Raw genomic sequence first — 19,111 nt, forward strand, 5'->3', positions numbered from 1 at the left:
TTTCCTGACAAGAGGAAGTGTGCGCCGGTTGCGGGGCAATCCGGCAAAACATGCAATCCATATCGATCGGCATGGGCGCTGGGCCGGTATCACGCGGCGTCGCGCGCCTGCCGCGTTTGATGGAACCACGTCAGAACGGCGTCGTGGGTCATTGGTAAATCACAGGCAAGCCCGTCGCCAAATTCGGCCCATGCCTCCTGATAGGTTGGGCGCACGGCCATCAGCACCGGCACCTCCAGCGCCATCGCCTTGCCGATCAGATCGCGAAAACCGCGCCCCTCTGCCTCGCCGCGCCCAAACCGGTTGAGGATCAGCAGATCCGCCCCCTGCTCCAGCTCGGCCTCGATAAAGGTCGAGCAGTCGGCCAGCGCGCCGGGATGCAATCGGCACCCGCGCGAGCCATTGCCGAGCGGCTGCGAGATGCGAAAGACCCGGCCCGATCCCAGCGTCGTCAGGTCCATATCGGCGCAGTGACATTCGCCGCCCTCGGCGCCGCGGGTTTGCAGTGCGCCGCGCACGCGGATGCCCGTCCGGGCCAGCGTCTGGGCAATCTCGCCCAGAAATCCGTCAATATCGCCATGCTCGAGTCGCACGGCGGCCAGTGGAAAAACGCTCATCACAGATCTCCTGTAGGGCAAAGCGGGCGCCACATCAAAGGCGCGCCGAAGGATATGCTACTGCACTCTGGCGGCACAATCGCCAGACCATCCGCACCGGCAAGCGGCAGCAAGGTGGCCGATACGCTGCGGCCCAGACGCTCCAGCACCGGCAGGCCGGCGGGGGTGTAGGCGTTCAGGCGCACCGGGAACACCTCGGCCCGGCCCGCCTTGCGCGTCCAGTCAAAGCCCGCGATCGCAGGCACAGGCGCAAAGGGCGCAGGCCGCGCGCCCAGCAGCTGGGCCAGTTGCGGCAGCACGAACATATGAAACCCCACATGCACCGCAAAGGGATTGCCCGGCAGGCCGGTAAATGCGGCATCGCGCAGGCGGCCAAACATCACCGGCTTGCCCGGCTTCAGCGCCACGCGCCAGCCCTCCACCACGCCGCCCGCGGCCGTCAGGGCCGCGCGGATGTGATCCTTGCCGCCCATGGAAACCGCGCCGGAGGACACGATCAGATCATGGGCATCGCCCAGCCCGTGCAGCATGGCGGCGGTGGCCTCCACATCATCGGGCAGGATGCCCAGATCGGTGACATCCGCCCCGGCCTGCCGCGCCAGCGCCAGCAGCATGGGACGGTTCGCATCCGGGATCTGGCCCGGCGCGCGCGGACCGCTGCGCAGCTCGTCCCCGGTCGAAAATACGGCGACGCGCGGTTTGCGCAGAACGTCCACAGCCGCGATCCCGTTGGCCGCAAGCAGGCCGATATGATGTGCCGCGATGCGCGTATTGGCCCGCAGCAGCACCTGCCCCGCGTCCTGTTCGCTGCCCCGGCGGCGGATATTATCGCCCGGCGCGGGGGGCGCTGCAAAGTGAACCTTGTCACCCTTGTCGATGCACGCCTCGACCATGGCCACCGCATCCGCGCCCTTGGGTAGCGGCGCGCCGGTATAGATCCGCAGCGCGGCGCCGCCGGGCAGATCGCGCGGCGGATCGCCTGCGGCAACCGTTCCGGCGACCGGCAGGCAGCAGCGCCCCGCCAGATCAGACAGGCGCAGCGCAAAGCCATCCATTGCGGAATTTTCAAAAAACGGCAGCGCCTCGGCGGCACAGACGGATGCGCCGGTCGTGCGGCCCGGCGCATGTTCCAGCGAAACTGTTTGAGTGTCCGTGATCGGCGCGACCTGCGCCAGCGCGCGGTCCAGCGCGCTTGCCACGCTCATCATCGGGGCCGCATCAGAGAGGCTGTCACAGCTACAGCCGCCATGCGCGGCCAGGGGACTAATGTGCATCCGTCCTCTCCCTGATATTGCGGGGCATGAGTTTTCCGGGGTGGTCGCTGGTCGTTTATCAAATCGGGGGGCCGCAGTGTACGGCCCCCCGAATGTTGCTGTCCGCGCCTTAGCTGGCGTCGGAGGCGTTCATCATCAGGTACTCTTTCACCAGATCAGCCTCGGCTTCGTTGAAACCGGCACGCGGGAACATCGAAGGCATGATGCCGTTCCACTGCTGCTTGGAGAAGTGGGTCACTTCGCGCGGCGCGTGGCAGACTGTGCAACGCTCGTAATACAGCTTCTCGCCCGGTCCCATATCGGCATAGAGATTTTCGGTCAGCGCATAGATCCGGTCCAGCTCCAGCTTGTCCTGATCGATTTCCGCCAGCTCGTAATCCTCGATGATCGCCGGCTTTTCATACGCCTGGTTCGGACCTTCGGGGTCTTCGCATTTGCGCATGGAGCACAGCGTGGTGTTCGCTGTAGTCGCCTGCGCCAGACCCGAAGAGGGCTGTGTCGAGGTCAGGAAGTTGACCAGGCCCGAGTTGCAGCGCCCCTTGCTGTCCAGCGACGGCCATGCGCCCTCGTAGATCGACACCACGCCCGGCATGATTTCATCGCTGATCACAGCACCGGCGATCACCGTGCCGCGATCGTTGTACAGCTCGACCAGATCACCTTCTTCGATGCCGCGCGATGCGGCGTCCTCGGTGTTGATGCGCACAGGCTCGCGGCCCTGGATCTTGTAAAGCTCGCGCAGGTTCTTGGACTGGTCCATCTGGCTGTGCAGGCGGAACCACGGGTGGGGCGACACGACGTGCAACTGGCCTTCCTTGGCGTTGCCCAGATATTCGTGCTTTTCCATCCACATCGGCATGCCGGGCATGTCTTCGATGTCGAGCTTGGCGAAGTCTTCGCAGAACATCTCGATCTTGCCGGAAGTGGTGTGCAACGGGGAGCCTTCGGGGTCGTTGTAGAATTCGCTGTGGCGCGTCCACTTGTGCGCGGCCTCCGGCACCTCCTGGCGGGCATAGCCCTTTTCCCAGAAATCCTCGAACGAGGTATGCTTGGCCGCATCTGTCGCCTCATAGGCAAGGCGGATGTGGTACATCTTTTCCTCGCCTTCGGTGAACGGCATCCACAGATCCAGCTTGTCGGCAAGACCTTCGAAGATCTCGTAATCGGGCAGGCTGTCGCCGAGCGGCTCGATCACCTTCTTCATCGCGTAGATCTTGTCGTTGGAATAGGTGCCGCCGACACTGATGTCGTCCTGCTCCAGCGTCGAGGCCGCGGGCATCACGATATCGGCCCAGCGCGTTGCGGCTGTCCACCACACATCGACGCTGATGATGGTTTCGACCTTCTCCAGCGCACGGATCAGGCGGTTTGTGTCCTGCTGGTGCGACATGAAGTTGTTGCCGGAGTTGAAGACAACCTTGACGTCGGGATAGGTGTGCGTGTTGCCGTTGTAGAACACCTGCTTGCCGGGGTTTTCCAGCATGTCGGTGATGCGGCTGGCGGGGCACACGGTTTTGACAAAGTTACGGCCCTGCGACATGCCCACCGGCGTTGCCTTGCCCGATTGCGGCATACCGCCGCCACCATAGTGCCAGGAGAAGCCGACGCCGCTGCCCGGCTTGCCGATCTTGCCTGTCAGCGCGGCAAAGTTGATGATGGCCCAGTGGGTCATCTCGCCGTGCTGGGCGCGTTGCAGCGACCATGCGCCGGCAATGTTGGTGTTCGATTTGGCGAACAATTCGGCCATTTCGCGGATCTTGGCCGCGTCGATGCCGGTGATCTCGGACGCCCATTCGGGTGTCTTCGGGGTGCCGTCATCCTCGCCCTTGACGTAGGCGATCCACTTGTCGGCGCCGACAGTGTATTTGTCCATGTAAGCGCGGTCTTCCAAGCCTTCGGCCAGCACGTGGTTGGCCATGGCGCAGAACAGCGCAACGTCGGTGTTGGGAACAATGCGCACCCACTCGGCGCCCAGAACCGCGTCCGAGGCGGTTTTCTGCGGGTTGATCGAGATGAATTTCACGCCCGCGTCGCGGATCATTTCCCAGCGCGACGACATGTCGTGGTCTGCCACGGTGAATTCAATCCGGTTGTTCTTGACCGGATCGCAGCCGACCAGAACGAACACTTCGCATTCGTCGCGGATCGTCTCCCACGCGGACTGGGGTGAATAGACTTCCATATCACCGATGATATGGGGCAGCGAGACCTGGCTGGCGCCGGCAGACCAGTCCCCGGCGGTGTTGGTGCAGCCGCCGATCAGGTTGATCAAACGGCCCTGAAGAACGTTGGGGCGGAAGCTGCCCGCGTTCGACCAGCCACCATAGGAGGAGCTGAAGATCGCCTCGTTGCCGTGGTTGACGGCAGTGTCCAGCAGCGCCTTGGCCGCCAGGCTCCAGACGGTGTCCCAGTCGACCTTGACGTATTCTTCCTTGCCGCGCAGCTCGGGCTTGATGTCGCCTGTCTCCCAGCCTTCCAGATAGGATTTGCGCACCATGGGATAGTTGATGCGGGACTTGTCGTAGGTCCGGTCCATGATGCCCAGCTGCATCATGGATGTCGGACGCTTGTCCACCGCTTCGGCGGTATCCACTTCGATCATTTCGCCGTCCCGCACGATCGCATGGAACGAGCCGAAGTGAGACGCGTGGAAAATACGTTCCCGGTACGAGTTGGGGTCGATAAACGCCTGAGCGGTTTTGCTCATGGCCCCGGTTGCGCCGATTGCGGCAGCGGTGCCTTGCAAAAATGCGCGGCGGGATGGCTTTTGGAATGACATGGAAAACCTCCTTGGGTGTATCTTTGATCATCGTTTACCGGCTCTGACCTCACCTTACTTTGATCTCGGACAATTTGGCTTGTTCGAAGATGTAAAGAAATGTAACCTGCCCTCATGGCCCAGCATATCCTGATTGTCGAAGACGACCGCACGACGCGCGTGCGCCTTGCGACCTATCTGCGCGAACAGGGCCACCGGGTCAGCGAGGCGGCAGATGCCGGCGAGATGGACACGATCATCAGTCAGGACCCGCCGGAGCTGTTGCTGATCGACATCAATCTTGACGGCAAGGACGGGCTGACCATCACGCGCGAGCAGCGCGCCGTATCGCGCGTCGGTATCATCCTGTTGACTGCCCGCGATGACCTGATCGACAAGATTGTCGGGCTGGAAATGGGCGCGGATGATTACGTGACCAAACCCTTTGACAAACGCGAACTGGCGGCGCGGGTGAAAAACCTGCTGGCCCGCATTGCCGATATCGGGCAGGCGCCGCAGGGCGCGGCGCCGGTCGTCAATTTCGGGCCGTGGTGCTTTGACAGGATCCGCCGCAGGCTGATTTCGGCCGCGCGGACAGAGGCGCTGACAACGCAGGAATTTGACGTCATGTCGGCCCTCGCCGATCACCCCGGCCAGACGCTCAGCCGCGCCCGGCTGGCCCAGTTGATGGGCCGCGAGCCGCTGCGCTCAAGCGACCGGATGATTGACGTGGTTGTGGGGCGCCTGCGCAAGAAGCTGGAAAAGGATGCGGCAAATCCAGAGTGGATTTTGACCGAACATGGCCAGGGCTATCATTTCGTGGACCCTGAATCGGTCTGAAGTCCGGCCTCGGACGCGGCGGCGTGCAGCAGTCTTTCCGCCTCTCTTGCCGCGTCCTGCACAGCGCGCAGCGCCGACGGATCGGCGTCCTCCCCTGCCTGCTCCACACGGGCCAACGCGGCGCATAATGCGTCCAGCCTGAAATTGGACGCGGCCCCCTTCAGCTTGTGCGCCGCCTTGCGCTGCGCGGCGGGCGCGCCCGTTAGAACAAGGTCAAGCGTTTCGGCCAGATCATCCAGAAACGCCTGCACGATCAGCGCCGTGGTCTGCGGACCCAGATCGCGCATATCCTCGCTCAGACTGTCCAGAACCTGCGGATAATCGGGCGGGCGCGACTGCGCGCCGCTGCTGCCAAGCACCTGCGCCAATGCACGCGGCGATACCGGTTTCGACAGCACCCGCGCCACGCCCAGCCGCGCCTGATTTTCCGGCGTGTCGTCTATCGAATGGGCCGTCAGCGCCACCAGCAGAGGCGCGTCTGCCCGGCGGCCCAGCTGCGCTGCCACATCCGCGCCGCGCATGTCCGGCAGATCAAGGTCGATCAGCACCAGATCGAATTGCGCGCTGTCGCATGCGTCCAGCCCGGCGGCGCCTGTTGCCGCTTCGGTAACGTCGCAGCCCAGCCGCTCCAGATAACCGCGCGCGACCATCAGGTTCACAGCGTGATCGTCAATCACCAGAACCTTGCGGCCCGGCGCCGCCTCTGGCACATGCGCATCCTCCGGCGCGGCAATCGCCGGATCGCCCACCATCAGCGGCACCGTCAGGGTAAACCGGCTGCCCACGCCCGCCTTGCTTTCGACGGTCAGCGCGCCGCCCAGCGCATCGGTCAGGTTGCGCGAAATGGCCAGCCCCAGCCCCAGCCCCTCGATCCCCGCACGCTTGACCGACGCCGCCCGCGTATAGGCATCAAAGGCGTGCGCAATCGCATCGCTGGTCATGCCGATGCCGGTATCGGTCACCGTAAAGCTGACAACAGGCTGGCCGGTTTGCGGGTCAATCGCGTGGTCCACCCCCAGCATGACGCGGCCCCGCCTTGTGTATTTTACTGCGTTCGAAATCAGATTGCCGACGATCTGGCGGATTTTCACCACATCGCCGTACAAGGCCGGCGGCGCAGATTCGGCCAGATCAACCACCGCCTCCAGCCCCTTTTGCGCGGCCAGCGATTGCAGTTGGTGCCCCATCTGGCCGACCAGCTCGCGCAGCCAGAAATGCACCGGATTGCCGCGATTTGCGCGATCTTCGCTGCCGGCATAGTCCAGAATGTCGTTCGTGATGGTCAGCAATTCCCGCGCCGAGGCCAGCGCGGTGCGGATACGGCTTTCGCTGCCGGGGCTTTGCTCCTCTGCGGCCAGCAGGTCCAGCATGCCGATGATGCCGTTCAGCGGTGTGCGTATCTCGTGGCTCATGCGGGCCAGGAATTCGGTCTTGCTCTGGTCGGCGGCTTCGGCCTGCGCGCGTGCCGCATCCGAGGCCTGCATTTCCGCCACCACATCGCCGGTGCGGGCAATCACCGCCTGTTCCAGACTGTCGCGCATCCGGGCGGCATCCTTGGCGCGGCGGCGCAGAATGTTCAGCGCCTTTTCCATGCGCCCGATTTCGTCATGGCCGCTGATCGCAATCGGCGCGCCATACTCGCCGCGCGCCACGGCAACGATGCGGCGCGACACGTTGCCCAGCCGCCGGACAAGCTGCGCGCGCGCATAAAACCACAGCATTGCCCCGGCAATGACGGCCACCGTCACAACGCTGAACAGCGCGAAAATCATCAATTCGGAGCGTTGCCTGACAGCGGCAATCCGGGCCAGCCCGGCGGCCTGAACCGCCTCGCGCGCGTGGCGGCCCCGCGCCGACAGTGCGGCGATGCTTGCGCGCAGATGCGCGCGGTCCTCGGCTATGGCGCCGTTCAGGGCGATGCGGTCCTCTTGCAAGGCCAACAGGCCGCCAGCGGCCAGCGCCTGCTGTTGGCGCTGCATCTGCGCGCCTGCCGCGCGCTGCGCCTGCGGCGACGGCATGAAGGCGACGCGCCGCTGGACCTGCGTCAGGCGCGATGATAGCTCTGTCCGGGCGGATTGCAGCGCGTCCAGCGCCGCCAGATCCGGCACCTGCCGAAACCGGACGCGCACGGCGTCCACCATGCGGGCCAGTTCGGTCAGCCGCTCGAACGCGAAAAAATGCCGGTCCGCCAGCGCATCCAGCGCCGGCCGGGGATCCGCACCGGGATCCAGGTACAGGCCCGCAATGCTGGCCGTAATGCGCAGCCGGGCCAGATCTGTCTGCGCCTCGACCAGACCATCCAGACGCGCGCCGGCATCGGCCAGATCGCGCGCCTGCGCGGCGATGCGCGCGGCCAGCGCCAATTCCTGTCTGGCATTGGCACCCATGCGCGCGACGATGCTGCCGGCCTGCGTGGGCTCTGCGCCGGGCGCAAGCGACGGGTCCATCCGCTCCAGCGCCAGCGTGCCCTCTTCGATGCTGCTCACGGTCCGCAACAGCGCGGCGGCGACCTGATCCAGCGCCGCCAGCGTGTCGGCCTGCGCGAACGCTTCCTCCAGCGTGTCGACCACTTCGACCGCCACGCCGATGCGGCTGGCCAGCTCGATCGCCGGGAGGTTGTTGCCCACCAGATCATCCTGGGCGCGCACCAGATAGCGGTTGACCCCGATAGCGGCCACGCCCACCATGATGGCCAACGCCGCCATGGCAGAGAGTATCTGGATCAGCCTTTTGTCAAATCTTGCGCGCCGCATTTTCAGACAATACGTGGCCGCCTGCGCCGGCACAATCGCGGCTACAGGTATATTTCTGGCGGGTTTTCTGCCGCTCGCGGCGGGGGCGGCAACGCCGCTCTATTGCGTATTGGTGCCGCATTTCAAGGATGACTACTGGCTAAGCGTCGGCTACGGGCTGGAGCAGGAGGCGCAGCTTCAGGGCGCCCGGCTGTTGTTTTTCGAGGCCGGCGGTTACGAGGCGCGCGCAGCGCAGGTGGCGCAGCTGAACGCCTGCCTGTCCGAAGGCGCCGATGCGATCCTGATCGGCGCCGTCACCTCGGACCATTCCGAATTGATTGGCGCCATTGCGCAAGTGGCGCCAAAGGTGCCGGTGTTCGGGCTGGTGAATGCCCTGCACAGCAATGCGCTGAGCGGTCGCACCGGCGTTGACTGGCGCGATATGGGCCGCGTTATCGGCGATCACCTCAGCCGGCTGCACCCCGCCGGATCCGCCGCCAGAACCGCCATTTTCATCACCGGCCCTGATGAGGCCGGATGGACCGGCCCGCTGGAGGCGGGGCTGCGCGGCGCACTGGCCGAAAGTTCGGTCAGCATTGCCCAGGTGTTTGTGGCCGATACAGGGATCAAACCGCAGCTTGAGCAGGTGGAAACCGCGCTGGCGCGCTATCCGCAGGCGGATTACCTGATCGGCAGCGCCCCCGCGATCGAGGCCGCGATTGGCCTCCTGGCAACGCGCCCTGCCGCGCCCCGGCCCAAACTGGTTGCAACCTATGTCAGCCACACGGTCATACGCGCCCTGATCAATGGCAGCGTCACCGCCGCGTCATTTGACGATCCGGTTTTGCAAGCGCGCATGGCGATCCGGCAAATTGCATCCGGCCCCCTGACATCGCAGCGGAATGTTGTGCCCGAAGTCGTGCTTTTGACGCCCGAGGATGACATCGCAGACGCGGTTCAAATCTCTCCGCCGGATTATTTTCCGGCGGTTCAGTGACTGCCGCCACCGGCCAGACCGATCCCCGATATCAAGGCGCCCCAGACTTTCAGGCGCAGGCCCACCGCCTTTACCACGCCGGTTGCCGCGATGATGTGGCCCGAAATACCCTCCAGGTTGTCGGTATAGGTCTGGATGATGCACCCGCTTCCGTCCAGCATGATTTGCTGATGTTCGGGGTGGTTCAACTCAAAGAAAACCACCATCGACCCCCGCGCCAAACCCTGGTTAGGCTCCAGCAGGCGGCCCCCCGGAACGATCTGGCCGATGGCGATGGCGGGCTGAACAAAGGCGACTTTGGCAGGCAGGATCGCGTTATGGAACGACATTCCGATATTGCTGTCACAGGCAATTTCCGCAGGCATCCCTTCGTAGATGGTGGCCCGCGCCACCTGGGAAAAACCCGCCGTGATCCTCAGCGGTATATCCGCCGGGCGGTCGGGGATGATGACCATCGCCGGGCTGAGGATCAGCTGTGACGCGGGGCTGCCGACGCTCATCGCCAGTTGTGTGACGACCCCGCCGGTGAACGAGCGTACCTCGGTCCTGTCCAGCGCGACCTGCGCGCTTTGCACGGCGGCCTCGGCGGTTTTGCGTTCGGCGGGCAGCGTCTGCTCGATGTCCGTTTGCGCCTGATCCACCTGCGCCTGCGCGGCGGCCAGCCCGGCCTCGGCCACGCTGACCGACGCTTCCAGCTTGCGCACGGCATCCTGGGTGCCGACATTGCGGCCCGCCAGTGTCTGCGCATTCTCCAGATCCACCTTGAGCAGATCGAGTGATGCGACCGCCTCGCGCAGGTTGGCCTCGGCCACCTTGAGCATATCGGCCGATTTCGCCTCGGCGGCGGCGATGCGGGCATATTGGGCTTCGGCCTGTTTCAATGCGGCAGTCTGGCTGTCATCCTCGATCCGGAACAGCAGATCACCGGGGGCGACCCGCTGCCCGTTCTGAACGGCCAGTTCCGTCACCGGCCCGTTGGTCTGGGCCACGACCGAAACGGTGCGGAACGGCAGCAGGCCGGAATAGGATTTCGGGTGGAAGTAAAAAATCAGCGTAAACAGGAAAAACGCCATGCCGGCCCATAGAAAAACGGCAGTGCGCATGTTCCAGACGCTCATCGCCTCGCCCCGGCGTTTCAGCTGAAAGTAGCGGATGATGACCGGAAAGGACGTGAAAAGAAGCTCAAACATTCGGGCTATCCTTTACTGGCGCCGTGTGGTCCTGATCGGCCGGCACGTCCTGATCGCCCGCAGTCTGGTCAACCGGCACCGCGCCCAGCGAATGAAACCGCGACCAATCGGCCATCAACGCCAGCAAAATCGCGCTGAGCGGCAACAGAAGGCTGAAATGCGCAATCGGAAACACCTCGTAAAGCAGCGCGATGGTCAGCAACGTCGGGATGGTCTTGGCCAGCGGCGTTCCCCTTGACCGATGTTCGGCCCAGCGGTCGAACGCGGCGTAAAGCGTGATGATCCCGTATAATGCCAGGGCAAGGAACCCCAAAGAGATCCACGCAAGCGTGTCCATCTCACCCGGCGCGACAAACCAGGAGGGGGGTGAATGGGCCGCCGCGTCTTCGAGTGTCATAAACCTGTCTTTCAAATAGCCTTGAGCAACTTTGTTGCCCGATTGGCGTGATTACAACCATTTTATTCACGCATCAGGCTGTATATCCGCAATGCCGCTGCCCGGCTGCGGCGGATCCCAGCGCAGGCTGATCCGTGTGCCGGCCGGCCCGGTGGTGATGTCCAGGGCGGCGTTTATCGTGGCCGCGCGGCTGCGGATGTTGGACAGGCCGCGCCCCCCGGCGCGCTGACCATCCGCCATGCCGTTGCCGTTATCGGTGATGGCGATATGATCGCGGGTGCATTCCATGATGATCGTATCGGCCTGCGCGTGCTTGACGATATTGGTCAACGCTTCCTGCACGATACGCAGCAGCATGACGCTGTGCGCCGGGCTGGCCGTCAGCCCCGCCGGCGGCTCTTCGATGCGCCAGTCAAACCTGAGGTTGTTGCGCGTCAGCATCGGCTCGATCCGGTTGCGCAAAGAGCCGAGCAGCGTGGTGACATCGTCCTCTGCATCGATGCTGTCCATGATGATGGCAAGGTCGGCCATGGCGCTGGCAATCGCATTTTCCAGCGTTTCGTCCTGTATGTCGCTGTTTTCCAGATAGGCCTGCATGTTTATCAACTGCCCGCCCAGCCCGTCATGCAGATCCAGAATGATGCGCTGCCTTTCGGCCTCGATGGCGCGCTCGCGCTCCATCTTGCGGATGGTTTCGTGGGTGCGGATCAGCTCGCCGGAGCGCAGGGTGACCTCGCTGCTCAGCCGGGCGGCAAAGCGGTCGCTCAGCCGTTGGCCGATCACCGCCTGACCCACCACATGCGTAAAGGCGACGCACATGAACGCGATGGGGGCAAACTGAATCGTCTCGATCGTTCTGACCGGGGTCACGCCGACCAGCTCCAGCCAGTACAGCGCCAGCAGCGCCGACCCGGTCGCCATGGGCAGCAGCATCACGTAATCCTCGCTGTTGCGGTCGCGGCGCGGGGGCGCCATCAGCCCGGCCGTGGCAAGGGTCAGAAACACCAGATCCACCATCGAAATGGCAAGCTGGCACAGCCGCCAGATTTCGGCGGGCAGGACAAACAGCAGGCCCGCGCCCAGTATGATCGCGGCAAGCCATGCCGCCTCAAGCCCCGACGGCCGGCGCCCGACATGCAACGCCAGAAACCGGCAGAACGCGAAAATCGCAAGATGCGCCGCCGTGGTCCACACGGCGATCCATGTCATCAGCGGAAGGAATGGCACGATAAACACGCCGCCCAGCAGCACAATGGCCGCCGCGGCACATGCCGCCGCCAGATACCGGTAGGTGCCGGTGCGCGTCTCGGGGCGCATATCCAGCCCGACAAAGGCGATGACACCGAAAATGCACAGGCCAAAGGCGATCCGCTGCATACCGATACGCAGGATCATCACCAGATTGCTGCGAAACAGCAGCGTATCATGCGCCCCGATCAACACGGGCGCCAGCCGGATTTCGCGCGGCGGCAGCGCCGAAAGGGTAATGACAAGCGTCTGCATGTCAGCATCCGTCAGCACCGGCCCCGGCACCAGCGCCAGCACGGGCCGCGACCAGCCCTGCCTGCCGGGGTCAAGCGGCGGCGACAGCGGCGTGTTCCCGATCCGCAGCGCATAGCTGTCAGACATGCGCTGGATCAAGACCGCCTTCAGGTCGCCCTCCAGCGTGCCGCGCGCCACCTCCAGCCGGTACTCCACCGGACCGTCCCCACGGCTGAGCCGGTCCGGCAACGTGACGGTGGTGCAGTCATTCGTGCCCGCCCGGCACCGCTGGGCGGTGTCATGCCGCACGACGCCCTCCAGATCCGGTAACGGGCCGATCGTGCCGATCAGCGCCGCCAGAAGCGATACCAGAACCGCGCTTGCCAGAAACCGCAATGCCGCGCTTTGCCGTAATGTTGCCAGAGCTGCCGTCAAAGCAGGCCGATCCGCCCGGCGCGGGCAATCGCCTGCGTGTTCGATTCAACCTGCAATTTGCGATAGATGCGGTTCACATGCGTTCCGACCGTGCCGACGGAAATGCCCAGCCGCTCGCCCACCTCCTGGCGCTTGTACCCCTTGGCCAGCAGACGCAGAACTTCGGTTTCGCGGTCCGTCAGCTCAAGGATGCCGCTGACATCCTCGGATTGCCCGGCCAGCGCGACAAGCCCCAGAAGGTGGCGCGCGATCTTGGGCGATATGGGCGAGCCGCCGGCAAGCACGCTGCGGACCGAACTGCCGATATATTCCAGATTTGACGATTTGAGGATGTAGCCCTTGGCGCCCGCGCGGATCGCCTCGACAACGCGCGCCTCGTCGCCGAAAACGCTGAAAACCATGCTTTCGCAAATCCAGTCCGCCGTGGCGGCCGCGCGGATCAACTCGACCCCGCTGCCATCGGGAAGCCCCAGATCCGTCAGCAGGAAATCGGGCCGCTCGCGGGCCAGCATCGACAGCCCCTGCGCCAGTGTTGCCGCGCTGCCGGCCAGTTCAAGACCGGGTGTCATCCTGATCGCCTGCGCCAGACGGGTGGCCGTTTCGGTGATGTCCTCCACCACAAGCACGCGCGCTGTTTTCTCGGTCATCTAAGCTCCAGCCGGACGTGATGGGGAATGATAATCAGTGCTGTTACCTACCGGATTTGCCGCACGCAGACCCCCGCGCCCGCACAAACCATGTCCGCGAAAAATGATCCGCCGAAAGAAAATTCCAATCAAGCGCTAATTGCCCAAGGTCAACAGATCCATAATTCCGCCCCCACGGCAGCCCCCCGCGATGCGTCCACACCGCCGGGCCGCATCCCGCACCCGCGTCAGGAACCTTTCGCCTGCAGGAAGGTTGACATGAGGCAAGCGGCTGGTCCCTTGCACGGAATTTGGCGCCGCACGCGCCTCATGGCCCGCGGCGCAATGATTATCAGACAAGGAGCTTTGATTATGACGACGCTTTATACGATGCCCGACACCTGCTCGCTCTCGCCCAATATTGCCGTGGCGTGGCTGGGCGCGCCGGTTGATGTCAAGACGATACCCTACGGCGACCACAAAAAAGACGCCTATCTGGCGATCAACCCCAAGGGCAAGGTGCCGTCGCTTCAGTTTGACGATGGCACCGTCCTGACCGAAGCCGCCGCAATTCTTGAATGGCTGGGCGCCGCGCATGGCAGCGGCGGGTTTGGCCGCGACACCGAACTGGGCCGCAAGGAGGCCGAGGCGCTGTCTTACATGACGTCCGAAGTGCATGCGACATATGGCGGCCATTTCGGCCCGCAGAATTTTGCCGAAACGGATGACGCGGTGGAGCAGGTCAAGCGCAAGACATACGAGACGCTGGCCGGACATTACCGCCGCCTTGACGACACGCTTGGCCAAAGCGACGGGGACTGGTATCTGGGCAAACGGTCCTTCGCGGACACGTTCCTCTATGTGCTGTCGCGTTGGATTGAACAGACGCCGCTGTCGATTGACGACTATCCCGCGCTCAAGCAGCACCGCGCTATGATGGAGGCGAATGAGGGCGTGAAAACCGCGCTCAAACGTCAGGATATGGAACCGATCGGGTGAACCTGCCCACGCGCAGAGGCGGATGATGCACCTGCCCGCGGCGCCGACGGCGCCCGGTCTGCCTGACCCCCGGCAGCGCGCGGGCGGCCAGACGGTCACCGTCAGCCGAAACATCATGCCGGATACCATTCAGCCGCAGGCCATTTTCATGGTCTGCGGCTTTGATTTTGCCAGCCCGCGACCGGCTGTCACAGATCCACCCCAACGCGCCGATTATTGCATCAGTCGCAATAGTAAATGCAACATTATGCCTGTTCCGGCATATGAACCCCTGTTCTATGTTCATCAGCACGCAAGCCCAGCCTCATGCACCCGGTTTTATTTCGGGCCGCCTGGGGCGATTTCATCCACCCTCTCCAAGGAGAATTGCCATGACGACCCTTAGAAAAACCTTCCTCGCGCTGACCGCAGGCGCCGCGATGCTGCTTCAGCCAGCCGCGTTCACAACAGCGGCCAACGCGCAAGAGGCCAGCGCGACCCTGCATCTGGACGGGCTGTCCAGAACACCGACCGAGGCGGCGAACAACGCGCTGTTCGATCCCAATGATGCGGTCCTGCTGCTGCTGGATCACCAGACGGGCCTGTTCCAGACCGTCAACGACATCAGCATCGAAGAGCTGCGCCGCAACACCGTGGCCCTGGCCAAGATCGCCGAGCAGGCAAACATCCCGATCATCTACACCGCGTCCGAGCCTGACGGCTCCAACGGGCCGATCATGGACGAGCTGCCCGCAGCGATGCCCAGCGCGCAATATGTCGCGCGCAAAGGCGAGGTCAGCTCGTGGGACAACGCCGATTTTGTTGCCGCTGTCGAGGCGACAGGCCGCAAGACGCTGGTCATCGCCGGCGTCTGGACCAGCGTTTGCGTCGCGTTCCCCGCGCTTCAGGCCAATGCCGAAGGTTATGACGTATTCGTCGTGATGGATGCCTCGGGCGACGTGAGCAAAATGGCGTCTGACGCGGCAATGACCCGCATGGCCGCCCAAGGCATCGTGCCGGTCACCACAAACACCATCCTCAGCGAAACGCACCGCACCTGGAACCGCCCCGACGCCGCCGAGTGGGGCAAGCTCTATGGCGAAGTGTCGCCCGGCTACCACGCCGTCACCGAAAGCTTCAACCGCGCACAGGAAGCGGCCAAATCGGCTGAATAAGCCCCGGCAGCTATCTGCATGACGAAGGTGGTCGCGCATTCGGCGCGGCCACCAAACACCCCCGGAACAGGAGGATACGATGCTGAATTTCAAGAATACCGCCCTGCGCAGCGTGGCCCTGAGCGCCCTGATCGCCAGCGCGCCTGCCCTGGCGCAGGACCAGCAGGCTGCCGACCTGATCGTGATGAACGCAGGCACAGTCTTTACCGGCGGCGCCGCGCAATCGGGTGTCACCGCCTTTGCCGTGCGCGATGGAACATTCGCGCACATCGGCAGCGACGCCGATATCGAGGCGTATCGCGGCGATGATACCCAAGTTATCGACGCGGCTGGCCGCACGGTCATTCCCGGCCTGAACGATTCGCATTCCCACCAGATCCGCGGCGGTCGGTTCTACAATCTGGAAACGCGCTGGGACGGTATCCCGACGCTGGCCGCCGCGCTGGACCTGATCCGCACCGAAGCTGCCCGCGTGCCGGACGGCGAATGGGTCCGCGTGATCGGCGGCTGGTCCCCCTACCAGTTCGAGGAAAACCGCATGCCCACCGTCGAGGAGCTGAACGAGGCCGCCCCCGATACGCCGGTTTTTGTCCTGTTCCTTTATAGCCAAGGCTTCCTCAATCAGGCCGGTGTCGAGGCGCTGGGGTACACGCCCGAGACCGCGACGGCCGACGGCAGCCGCATCGAATTTCTGGACGGCGGCGGCGCGATCCTGCACGCCGAGCCGAACCCCTCGATCCTTTACAAGACCATCGGCGCGCTGCCGCAGCTGTCCGAAGAGGATATGGTCAACTCGACCAAGCAGTATTACCGCGAGTTGAACCGTCTTGGCCTGACATCGTCGGTCGATGCCGGGGGCGGCGGGCATGTCTTCCCCGAGAATTACACCGGCTCGAAAAACATCGCCACCAATGACGGGCTGCCCCTGCGGATGAACTACTATCTGTTCGCGCAGCAGGGCGGCAAGGAGGCCGAGGATTTCGCCGAATGGATCGCAAATAACGAGGTTGGCGTGAACGAAGACGTGCATCTGGAGCATGGCTACGAGCTGGACGGCGCGGGCGAATTTCTGGTCCACAGCGTCGGCGATTGGGAAAACTTCATGGCCCCCGCCCCCGATCTGGCCGAGCGCGAGGCGAACGGTCAGGATCCGCGCGGCGACCTGCACGAGGTCACGACGATGCTGGTCGAGGCCGGCTGGCCCCTGCGCCAGCACGCGACCTATGGCGACAGCATCGCGCTGATCATGGACGTGTTCGAGCAGGTGGCCGAGGAGCAGGGCAAATTCGCCCCCCGCTGGGCCATTGACCACGCCGAAACCGTCCGCGAGACCGAGCTGGAGCGCATCAAGGCGCTGGGCGGCGGCATCGCCATTCAGGACCGCATGGCCTTTGCCGGGGAATACTTCGTCGACCGCTACGGCGCCGACGCGGCCAAGGCTGCGCCCCCCGTGCGCCAAATGCTGGATATGGGCATCCCCGTCGGCGCCGGCACGGACGGCACCCGCGTCAGCAGCTACAACCCCTGGCCATCTCTCTACTGGCTGGTCACGGGCAAGACTGTTGGCGGTCTGCAACTTTGGGATGATGCCAACAAGCTGACCCGCGAGGAGGCGCTGAGCCTCTTCACCTCGGGCAGCGCGTGGTTCTCGCAGGAAGAGGACGTGAAGGGCAAGATCGCGGAAGGCATGTATGCCGATTTCGCGATCCTGTCGGGCGATTATTTCACCATCCCCGAGGAGGATATCCTGTCGCTTGAATCCGTGCTGACCGTGACAGGCGGCAATGTCGTTTATGCGGCGGACAGCTTTGCCGATCACGCGCCCGAGGCGCTGCCCGCTGTCAGCCCCGACTGGTCGCCGGTGGTGAGCTATCAGGACGCACTGGCCGCCCGCTAGGTCAAGCAACATCCGCCGCGCCGATTACGGCGCGGCGGCCCCCATCCAATGCCGAAACCGGCCCAGGTAGGAGAATACATCATGGCAACGTCCAATTCCGGCGCGATTCCCGGCCTTCATCACGTCACGGCCATTTCCGGCCCGCCGCAATCCAACCTCGATTTCTGGGTCGGCATGCTGGGCCAGCGTCTGGTCAAGCGCACGGTGAATTTCGACGATCCGGGCACCTATCACCTCTATTACGGTGACGCGGATGCGGCGCCCGGTTCGATCATGACGTTCTTTCCGTTTGTCGATGCAGGGCCGGGACGCGCGGGCGCCGGGATGGCATCGGCCGTTGCCTACGCGGTGCCGGATCTGGACGCGCGCATGATGGCGCTGGCCGAAGCCGCCGTCGATTTCGAAGGCCCGTTCGAACGGTTCGGCGAGCGCGCCATCGCGCTGCGCGATCCCGATGGCTTGCGCATCGAGTTGATCGAGGGCGGCGCGCGCGACGAGGGGTTCCATTCGGTCACGCTGTGGCTAAGCGACCCGGCCCCAACCGCCAGCGTGCTTGAGGCGATGGGATATGCCCGCGAGGCGAGCGAGGACACCGCAACCGGCGGCACCGGCGGGACGGAGACGCGGCTGCGCTATCGCTCCAACGATCCCGAGCGTGGCTCGGCCGTGGATCTGATGACCTCGGACGCGCCCTCGATCGGGCGGCCCGGTGCCGGGACCATTCACCACGTCGCATTCCGTGCGCGGGACGCGGGCGAACAGCTGGAGTGGCGCAAGCGGCTGGCCGCCATCGGCATGCAGGTGACGCCAGTGATCGACCGGCAGTATTTCGACGCGATCTACTTCCACACCCCCGGCGGCATCCTGTTCGAGATCGCGACCGATCCACCGGGCTTTGCGGTGGACGAGGATCCGGCGCATCTGGGCGAGGCGCTGAAACTGCCCGAGAAATACGAGGCGCACCGAACCCGTATCGAGCAGGTATTGCCGCAGATCCGGGTGCCGTCATGAGCGCCGGGATCGCACCGCGCACCGGCGGCAATGGTCCGCATGCCAGGCAGCGGCTGGCCATCGCCGGCGCCCCGCTCAGCCGCGCGCGGCTGGCTGTCATCATGCTGCACGGGCGCGGCGGCGCGCCCGAGGACATGATCGGCCTGGCCGAGCATCTGGCCCTGCCGGACCTCGCGGTGCTGGCACCGCAGGCGGCGGGCCGTTCGTGGTGGCCGGATTCGTTCCTCGCCCCGCTCAGCGCGAACGAGCCGGGGCTGGGCAGCGGGCTGAGCGTCGTCGAGGCGTTGTTGGGCGATCTGGCATCCGAAGGTTTCGGCCCCGAACGGACCGTGCTGGCCGGCTTCAGCCAGGGCGCGTGCCTGGCCGTCGAGGCGGCGGCGCGGTTTGCGCGGCCCTTCCGCGCCGTCGCCGCCCTGTCGGGCGGGCTGGTCGGCACCGCCGAGGCCAGCGGCGCGCCGCAGGATGATCTGTACGGGCGCCCTGCCAAACGGTTCGACTATGACGGCCGGCTGGACGGCGTGCCGGTGCTGCTGGGCTGCCACGAGCGTGACCCGCACATCCCGCTGGCGCGCGTGCGCGAAAGCGACCGGGTGCTGGGCGCGATGGGCGCGGCGGTTGACACGGTTGTCATTCCCGGCGCCGGTCATGGTATCATCGCCGAAGAGGCCGCGTGGCTGCGCAAGCATCTGAACGCCGCATGAC

Annotated in this window: 15 protein-coding genes; 7 read left to right on the forward strand and 8 right to left on the reverse strand. The window is 64.6% G+C overall.

Features of this window, described 5'->3' with window-relative positions:
* Positions 1-89: 89 nt before the first annotated feature.
* From DQ230_RS05495 to DQ230_RS05505, 3 genes are all read right to left on the reverse strand, one after another.
* Entirely contained in the window at positions 90-617 is a 528-nt protein-coding gene (locus DQ230_RS05495) for a DUF2478 domain-containing protein (protein ID WP_113911486.1), read from the reverse strand.
* On the reverse strand, positions 617-1,891 hold the full coding sequence (locus DQ230_RS05500) for a molybdopterin molybdotransferase MoeA (protein WP_113911487.1): 1,275 nt from the start codon (positions 1,889-1,891) through the stop codon (positions 617-619). The genes DQ230_RS05495 and DQ230_RS05500 overlap by 1 nt, the downstream gene beginning before the upstream one ends.
* A gap of 109 nt (positions 1,892-2,000) precedes the next feature.
* Complete coding sequence (locus DQ230_RS05505; RefSeq protein ID WP_113911488.1) at positions 2,001-4,670, reverse strand: molybdopterin-dependent oxidoreductase; 2,670 nt, start codon at positions 4,668-4,670, stop codon at positions 2,001-2,003.
* Between the two features lie 114 nt (positions 4,671-4,784).
* Here DQ230_RS05505 and DQ230_RS05510 point away from each other — a divergent pair, with 114 nt between their 5' ends.
* Positions 4,785-5,489 carry a response regulator gene (locus DQ230_RS05510; protein ID WP_113911489.1) on the forward strand — a complete coding sequence of 235 codons (705 nt, stop codon included), beginning with the start codon at positions 4,785-4,787 and terminating at the stop codon, positions 5,487-5,489.
* On the opposite strand, the gene DQ230_RS05515 is transcribed toward DQ230_RS05510, so the two are convergent.
* Positions 5,462-8,194: an ATP-binding protein gene (locus tag DQ230_RS05515; protein ID WP_238987434.1), complete on the reverse strand. Its 2,733-nt coding sequence runs from the start codon at positions 8,192-8,194 to the stop codon at positions 5,462-5,464. The two genes, DQ230_RS05510 and DQ230_RS05515, sit on opposite strands and share 28 nt — an antisense overlap.
* On the opposite strand from DQ230_RS05515, the gene torT reads away from it, so the two are divergent.
* Positions 8,193-9,218, forward strand: a complete 1,026-nt coding sequence (gene torT / locus DQ230_RS05520; RefSeq protein WP_113911587.1) for a TMAO reductase system periplasmic protein TorT — start codon at positions 8,193-8,195, stop codon at positions 9,216-9,218. The genes DQ230_RS05515 and torT overlap by 2 nt on opposite strands.
* On the opposite strand, the gene DQ230_RS05525 is transcribed toward torT, so the two are convergent.
* From DQ230_RS05525 to DQ230_RS05540, 4 genes are all read right to left on the reverse strand, one after another.
* Positions 9,212-10,408 (reverse strand): HlyD family secretion protein, encoded by a 1,197-nt coding sequence (locus tag DQ230_RS05525; protein WP_113911491.1) that lies wholly within the window; start codon positions 10,406-10,408, stop codon positions 9,212-9,214. The two genes, torT and DQ230_RS05525, sit on opposite strands and share 7 nt — an antisense overlap.
* A complete protein-coding gene (locus tag DQ230_RS05530) occupies positions 10,401-10,805 on the reverse strand; it encodes a hypothetical protein (protein ID WP_162497373.1) in 405 nt (134 codons plus the stop codon). The genes DQ230_RS05525 and DQ230_RS05530 overlap by 8 nt, the downstream gene beginning before the upstream one ends.
* A 66-nt stretch (positions 10,806-10,871) precedes the next feature.
* On the reverse strand, positions 10,872-12,683 hold the full coding sequence (locus DQ230_RS05535) for a sensor histidine kinase (protein WP_113911492.1): 1,812 nt from the start codon (positions 12,681-12,683) through the stop codon (positions 10,872-10,874).
* A gap of 35 nt (positions 12,684-12,718) precedes the next feature.
* On the reverse strand, positions 12,719-13,369 hold the full coding sequence (locus DQ230_RS05540) for a LuxR C-terminal-related transcriptional regulator (RefSeq protein ID WP_113911493.1): 651 nt from the start codon (positions 13,367-13,369) through the stop codon (positions 12,719-12,721).
* A 351-nt stretch (positions 13,370-13,720) separates the two neighbouring features.
* Between DQ230_RS05540 and DQ230_RS05545 the strand changes: the two genes are divergently transcribed.
* The 5 genes from DQ230_RS05545 to DQ230_RS05570 all read left to right on the forward strand — a co-directional run bounded on the left by DQ230_RS05545 (position 13,721) and on the right by DQ230_RS05570 (position 19,110).
* Positions 13,721-14,347, forward strand: coding sequence for a glutathione S-transferase family protein (locus tag DQ230_RS05545; protein ID WP_113911494.1), 627 nt, complete (start codon positions 13,721-13,723; stop codon positions 14,345-14,347).
* 371 nt (positions 14,348-14,718) lie between these two features.
* Positions 14,719-15,501, forward strand: coding sequence for an isochorismatase family protein (locus DQ230_RS05555; protein ID WP_203228004.1), 783 nt, complete (start codon positions 14,719-14,721; stop codon positions 15,499-15,501).
* Positions 15,502-15,580: 79 nt separating this feature from the next.
* Positions 15,581-17,398, forward strand: a complete 1,818-nt coding sequence (locus DQ230_RS05560; RefSeq protein WP_113911496.1) for an amidohydrolase — start codon at positions 15,581-15,583, stop codon at positions 17,396-17,398.
* An 81-nt stretch (positions 17,399-17,479) separates the two neighbouring features.
* Positions 17,480-18,409, forward strand: a complete 930-nt coding sequence (locus DQ230_RS05565) for a ring-cleaving dioxygenase (RefSeq protein WP_113911497.1) — start codon at positions 17,480-17,482, stop codon at positions 18,407-18,409.
* On the forward strand, positions 18,406-19,110 hold the full coding sequence (locus DQ230_RS05570) for an alpha/beta hydrolase (RefSeq protein WP_113911498.1): 705 nt from the start codon (positions 18,406-18,408) through the stop codon (positions 19,108-19,110). The genes DQ230_RS05565 and DQ230_RS05570 overlap by 4 nt, the downstream gene beginning before the upstream one ends.
* Position 19,111: the final 1 nt, after the last annotated feature.

This window comes from Roseovarius dicentrarchi (assembly GCF_003316635.1).
Classification (GTDB): domain Bacteria; phylum Pseudomonadota; class Alphaproteobacteria; order Rhodobacterales; family Rhodobacteraceae; genus Roseovarius; species Roseovarius dicentrarchi.

Coding starts and splice junctions, on each gene's coding strand:
- DQ230_RS05495 (WP_113911486.1), bottom strand. CDS start 617: ATGAGCGTTTTTCCACTGGCCGCCGTGCGACTCGAGCATGGCGATATT.
- DQ230_RS05500 (WP_113911487.1), bottom strand. CDS start 1,891: ATGCACATTAGTCCCCTGGCCGCGCATGGCGGCTGTAGCTGTGACAGC.
- DQ230_RS05505 (WP_113911488.1), bottom strand. CDS start 4,670: ATGTCATTCCAAAAGCCATCCCGCCGCGCATTTTTGCAAGGCACCGCT.
- DQ230_RS05510 (WP_113911489.1), top strand. CDS start 4,785: ATGGCCCAGCATATCCTGATTGTCGAAGACGACCGCACGACGCGCGTG.
- torT (WP_113911587.1), top strand. CDS start 8,193: ATGGCAGAGAGTATCTGGATCAGCCTTTTGTCAAATCTTGCGCGCCGC.
- DQ230_RS05515 (WP_238987434.1), bottom strand. CDS start 8,194: ATGGCGGCGTTGGCCATCATGGTGGGCGTGGCCGCTATCGGGGTCAAC.
- DQ230_RS05525 (WP_113911491.1), bottom strand. CDS start 10,408: ATGTTTGAGCTTCTTTTCACGTCCTTTCCGGTCATCATCCGCTACTTT.
- DQ230_RS05530 (WP_162497373.1), bottom strand. CDS start 10,805: ATGACACTCGAAGACGCGGCGGCCCATTCACCCCCCTCCTGGTTTGTC.
- DQ230_RS05540 (WP_113911493.1), bottom strand. CDS start 13,369: ATGACCGAGAAAACAGCGCGCGTGCTTGTGGTGGAGGACATCACCGAA.
- DQ230_RS05545 (WP_113911494.1), top strand. CDS start 13,721: ATGACGACGCTTTATACGATGCCCGACACCTGCTCGCTCTCGCCCAAT.
- DQ230_RS05555 (WP_203228004.1), top strand. CDS start 14,719: ATGACGACCCTTAGAAAAACCTTCCTCGCGCTGACCGCAGGCGCCGCG.
- DQ230_RS05560 (WP_113911496.1), top strand. CDS start 15,581: ATGCTGAATTTCAAGAATACCGCCCTGCGCAGCGTGGCCCTGAGCGCC.
- DQ230_RS05565 (WP_113911497.1), top strand. CDS start 17,480: ATGGCAACGTCCAATTCCGGCGCGATTCCCGGCCTTCATCACGTCACG.
- DQ230_RS05570 (WP_113911498.1), top strand. CDS start 18,406: ATGAGCGCCGGGATCGCACCGCGCACCGGCGGCAATGGTCCGCATGCC.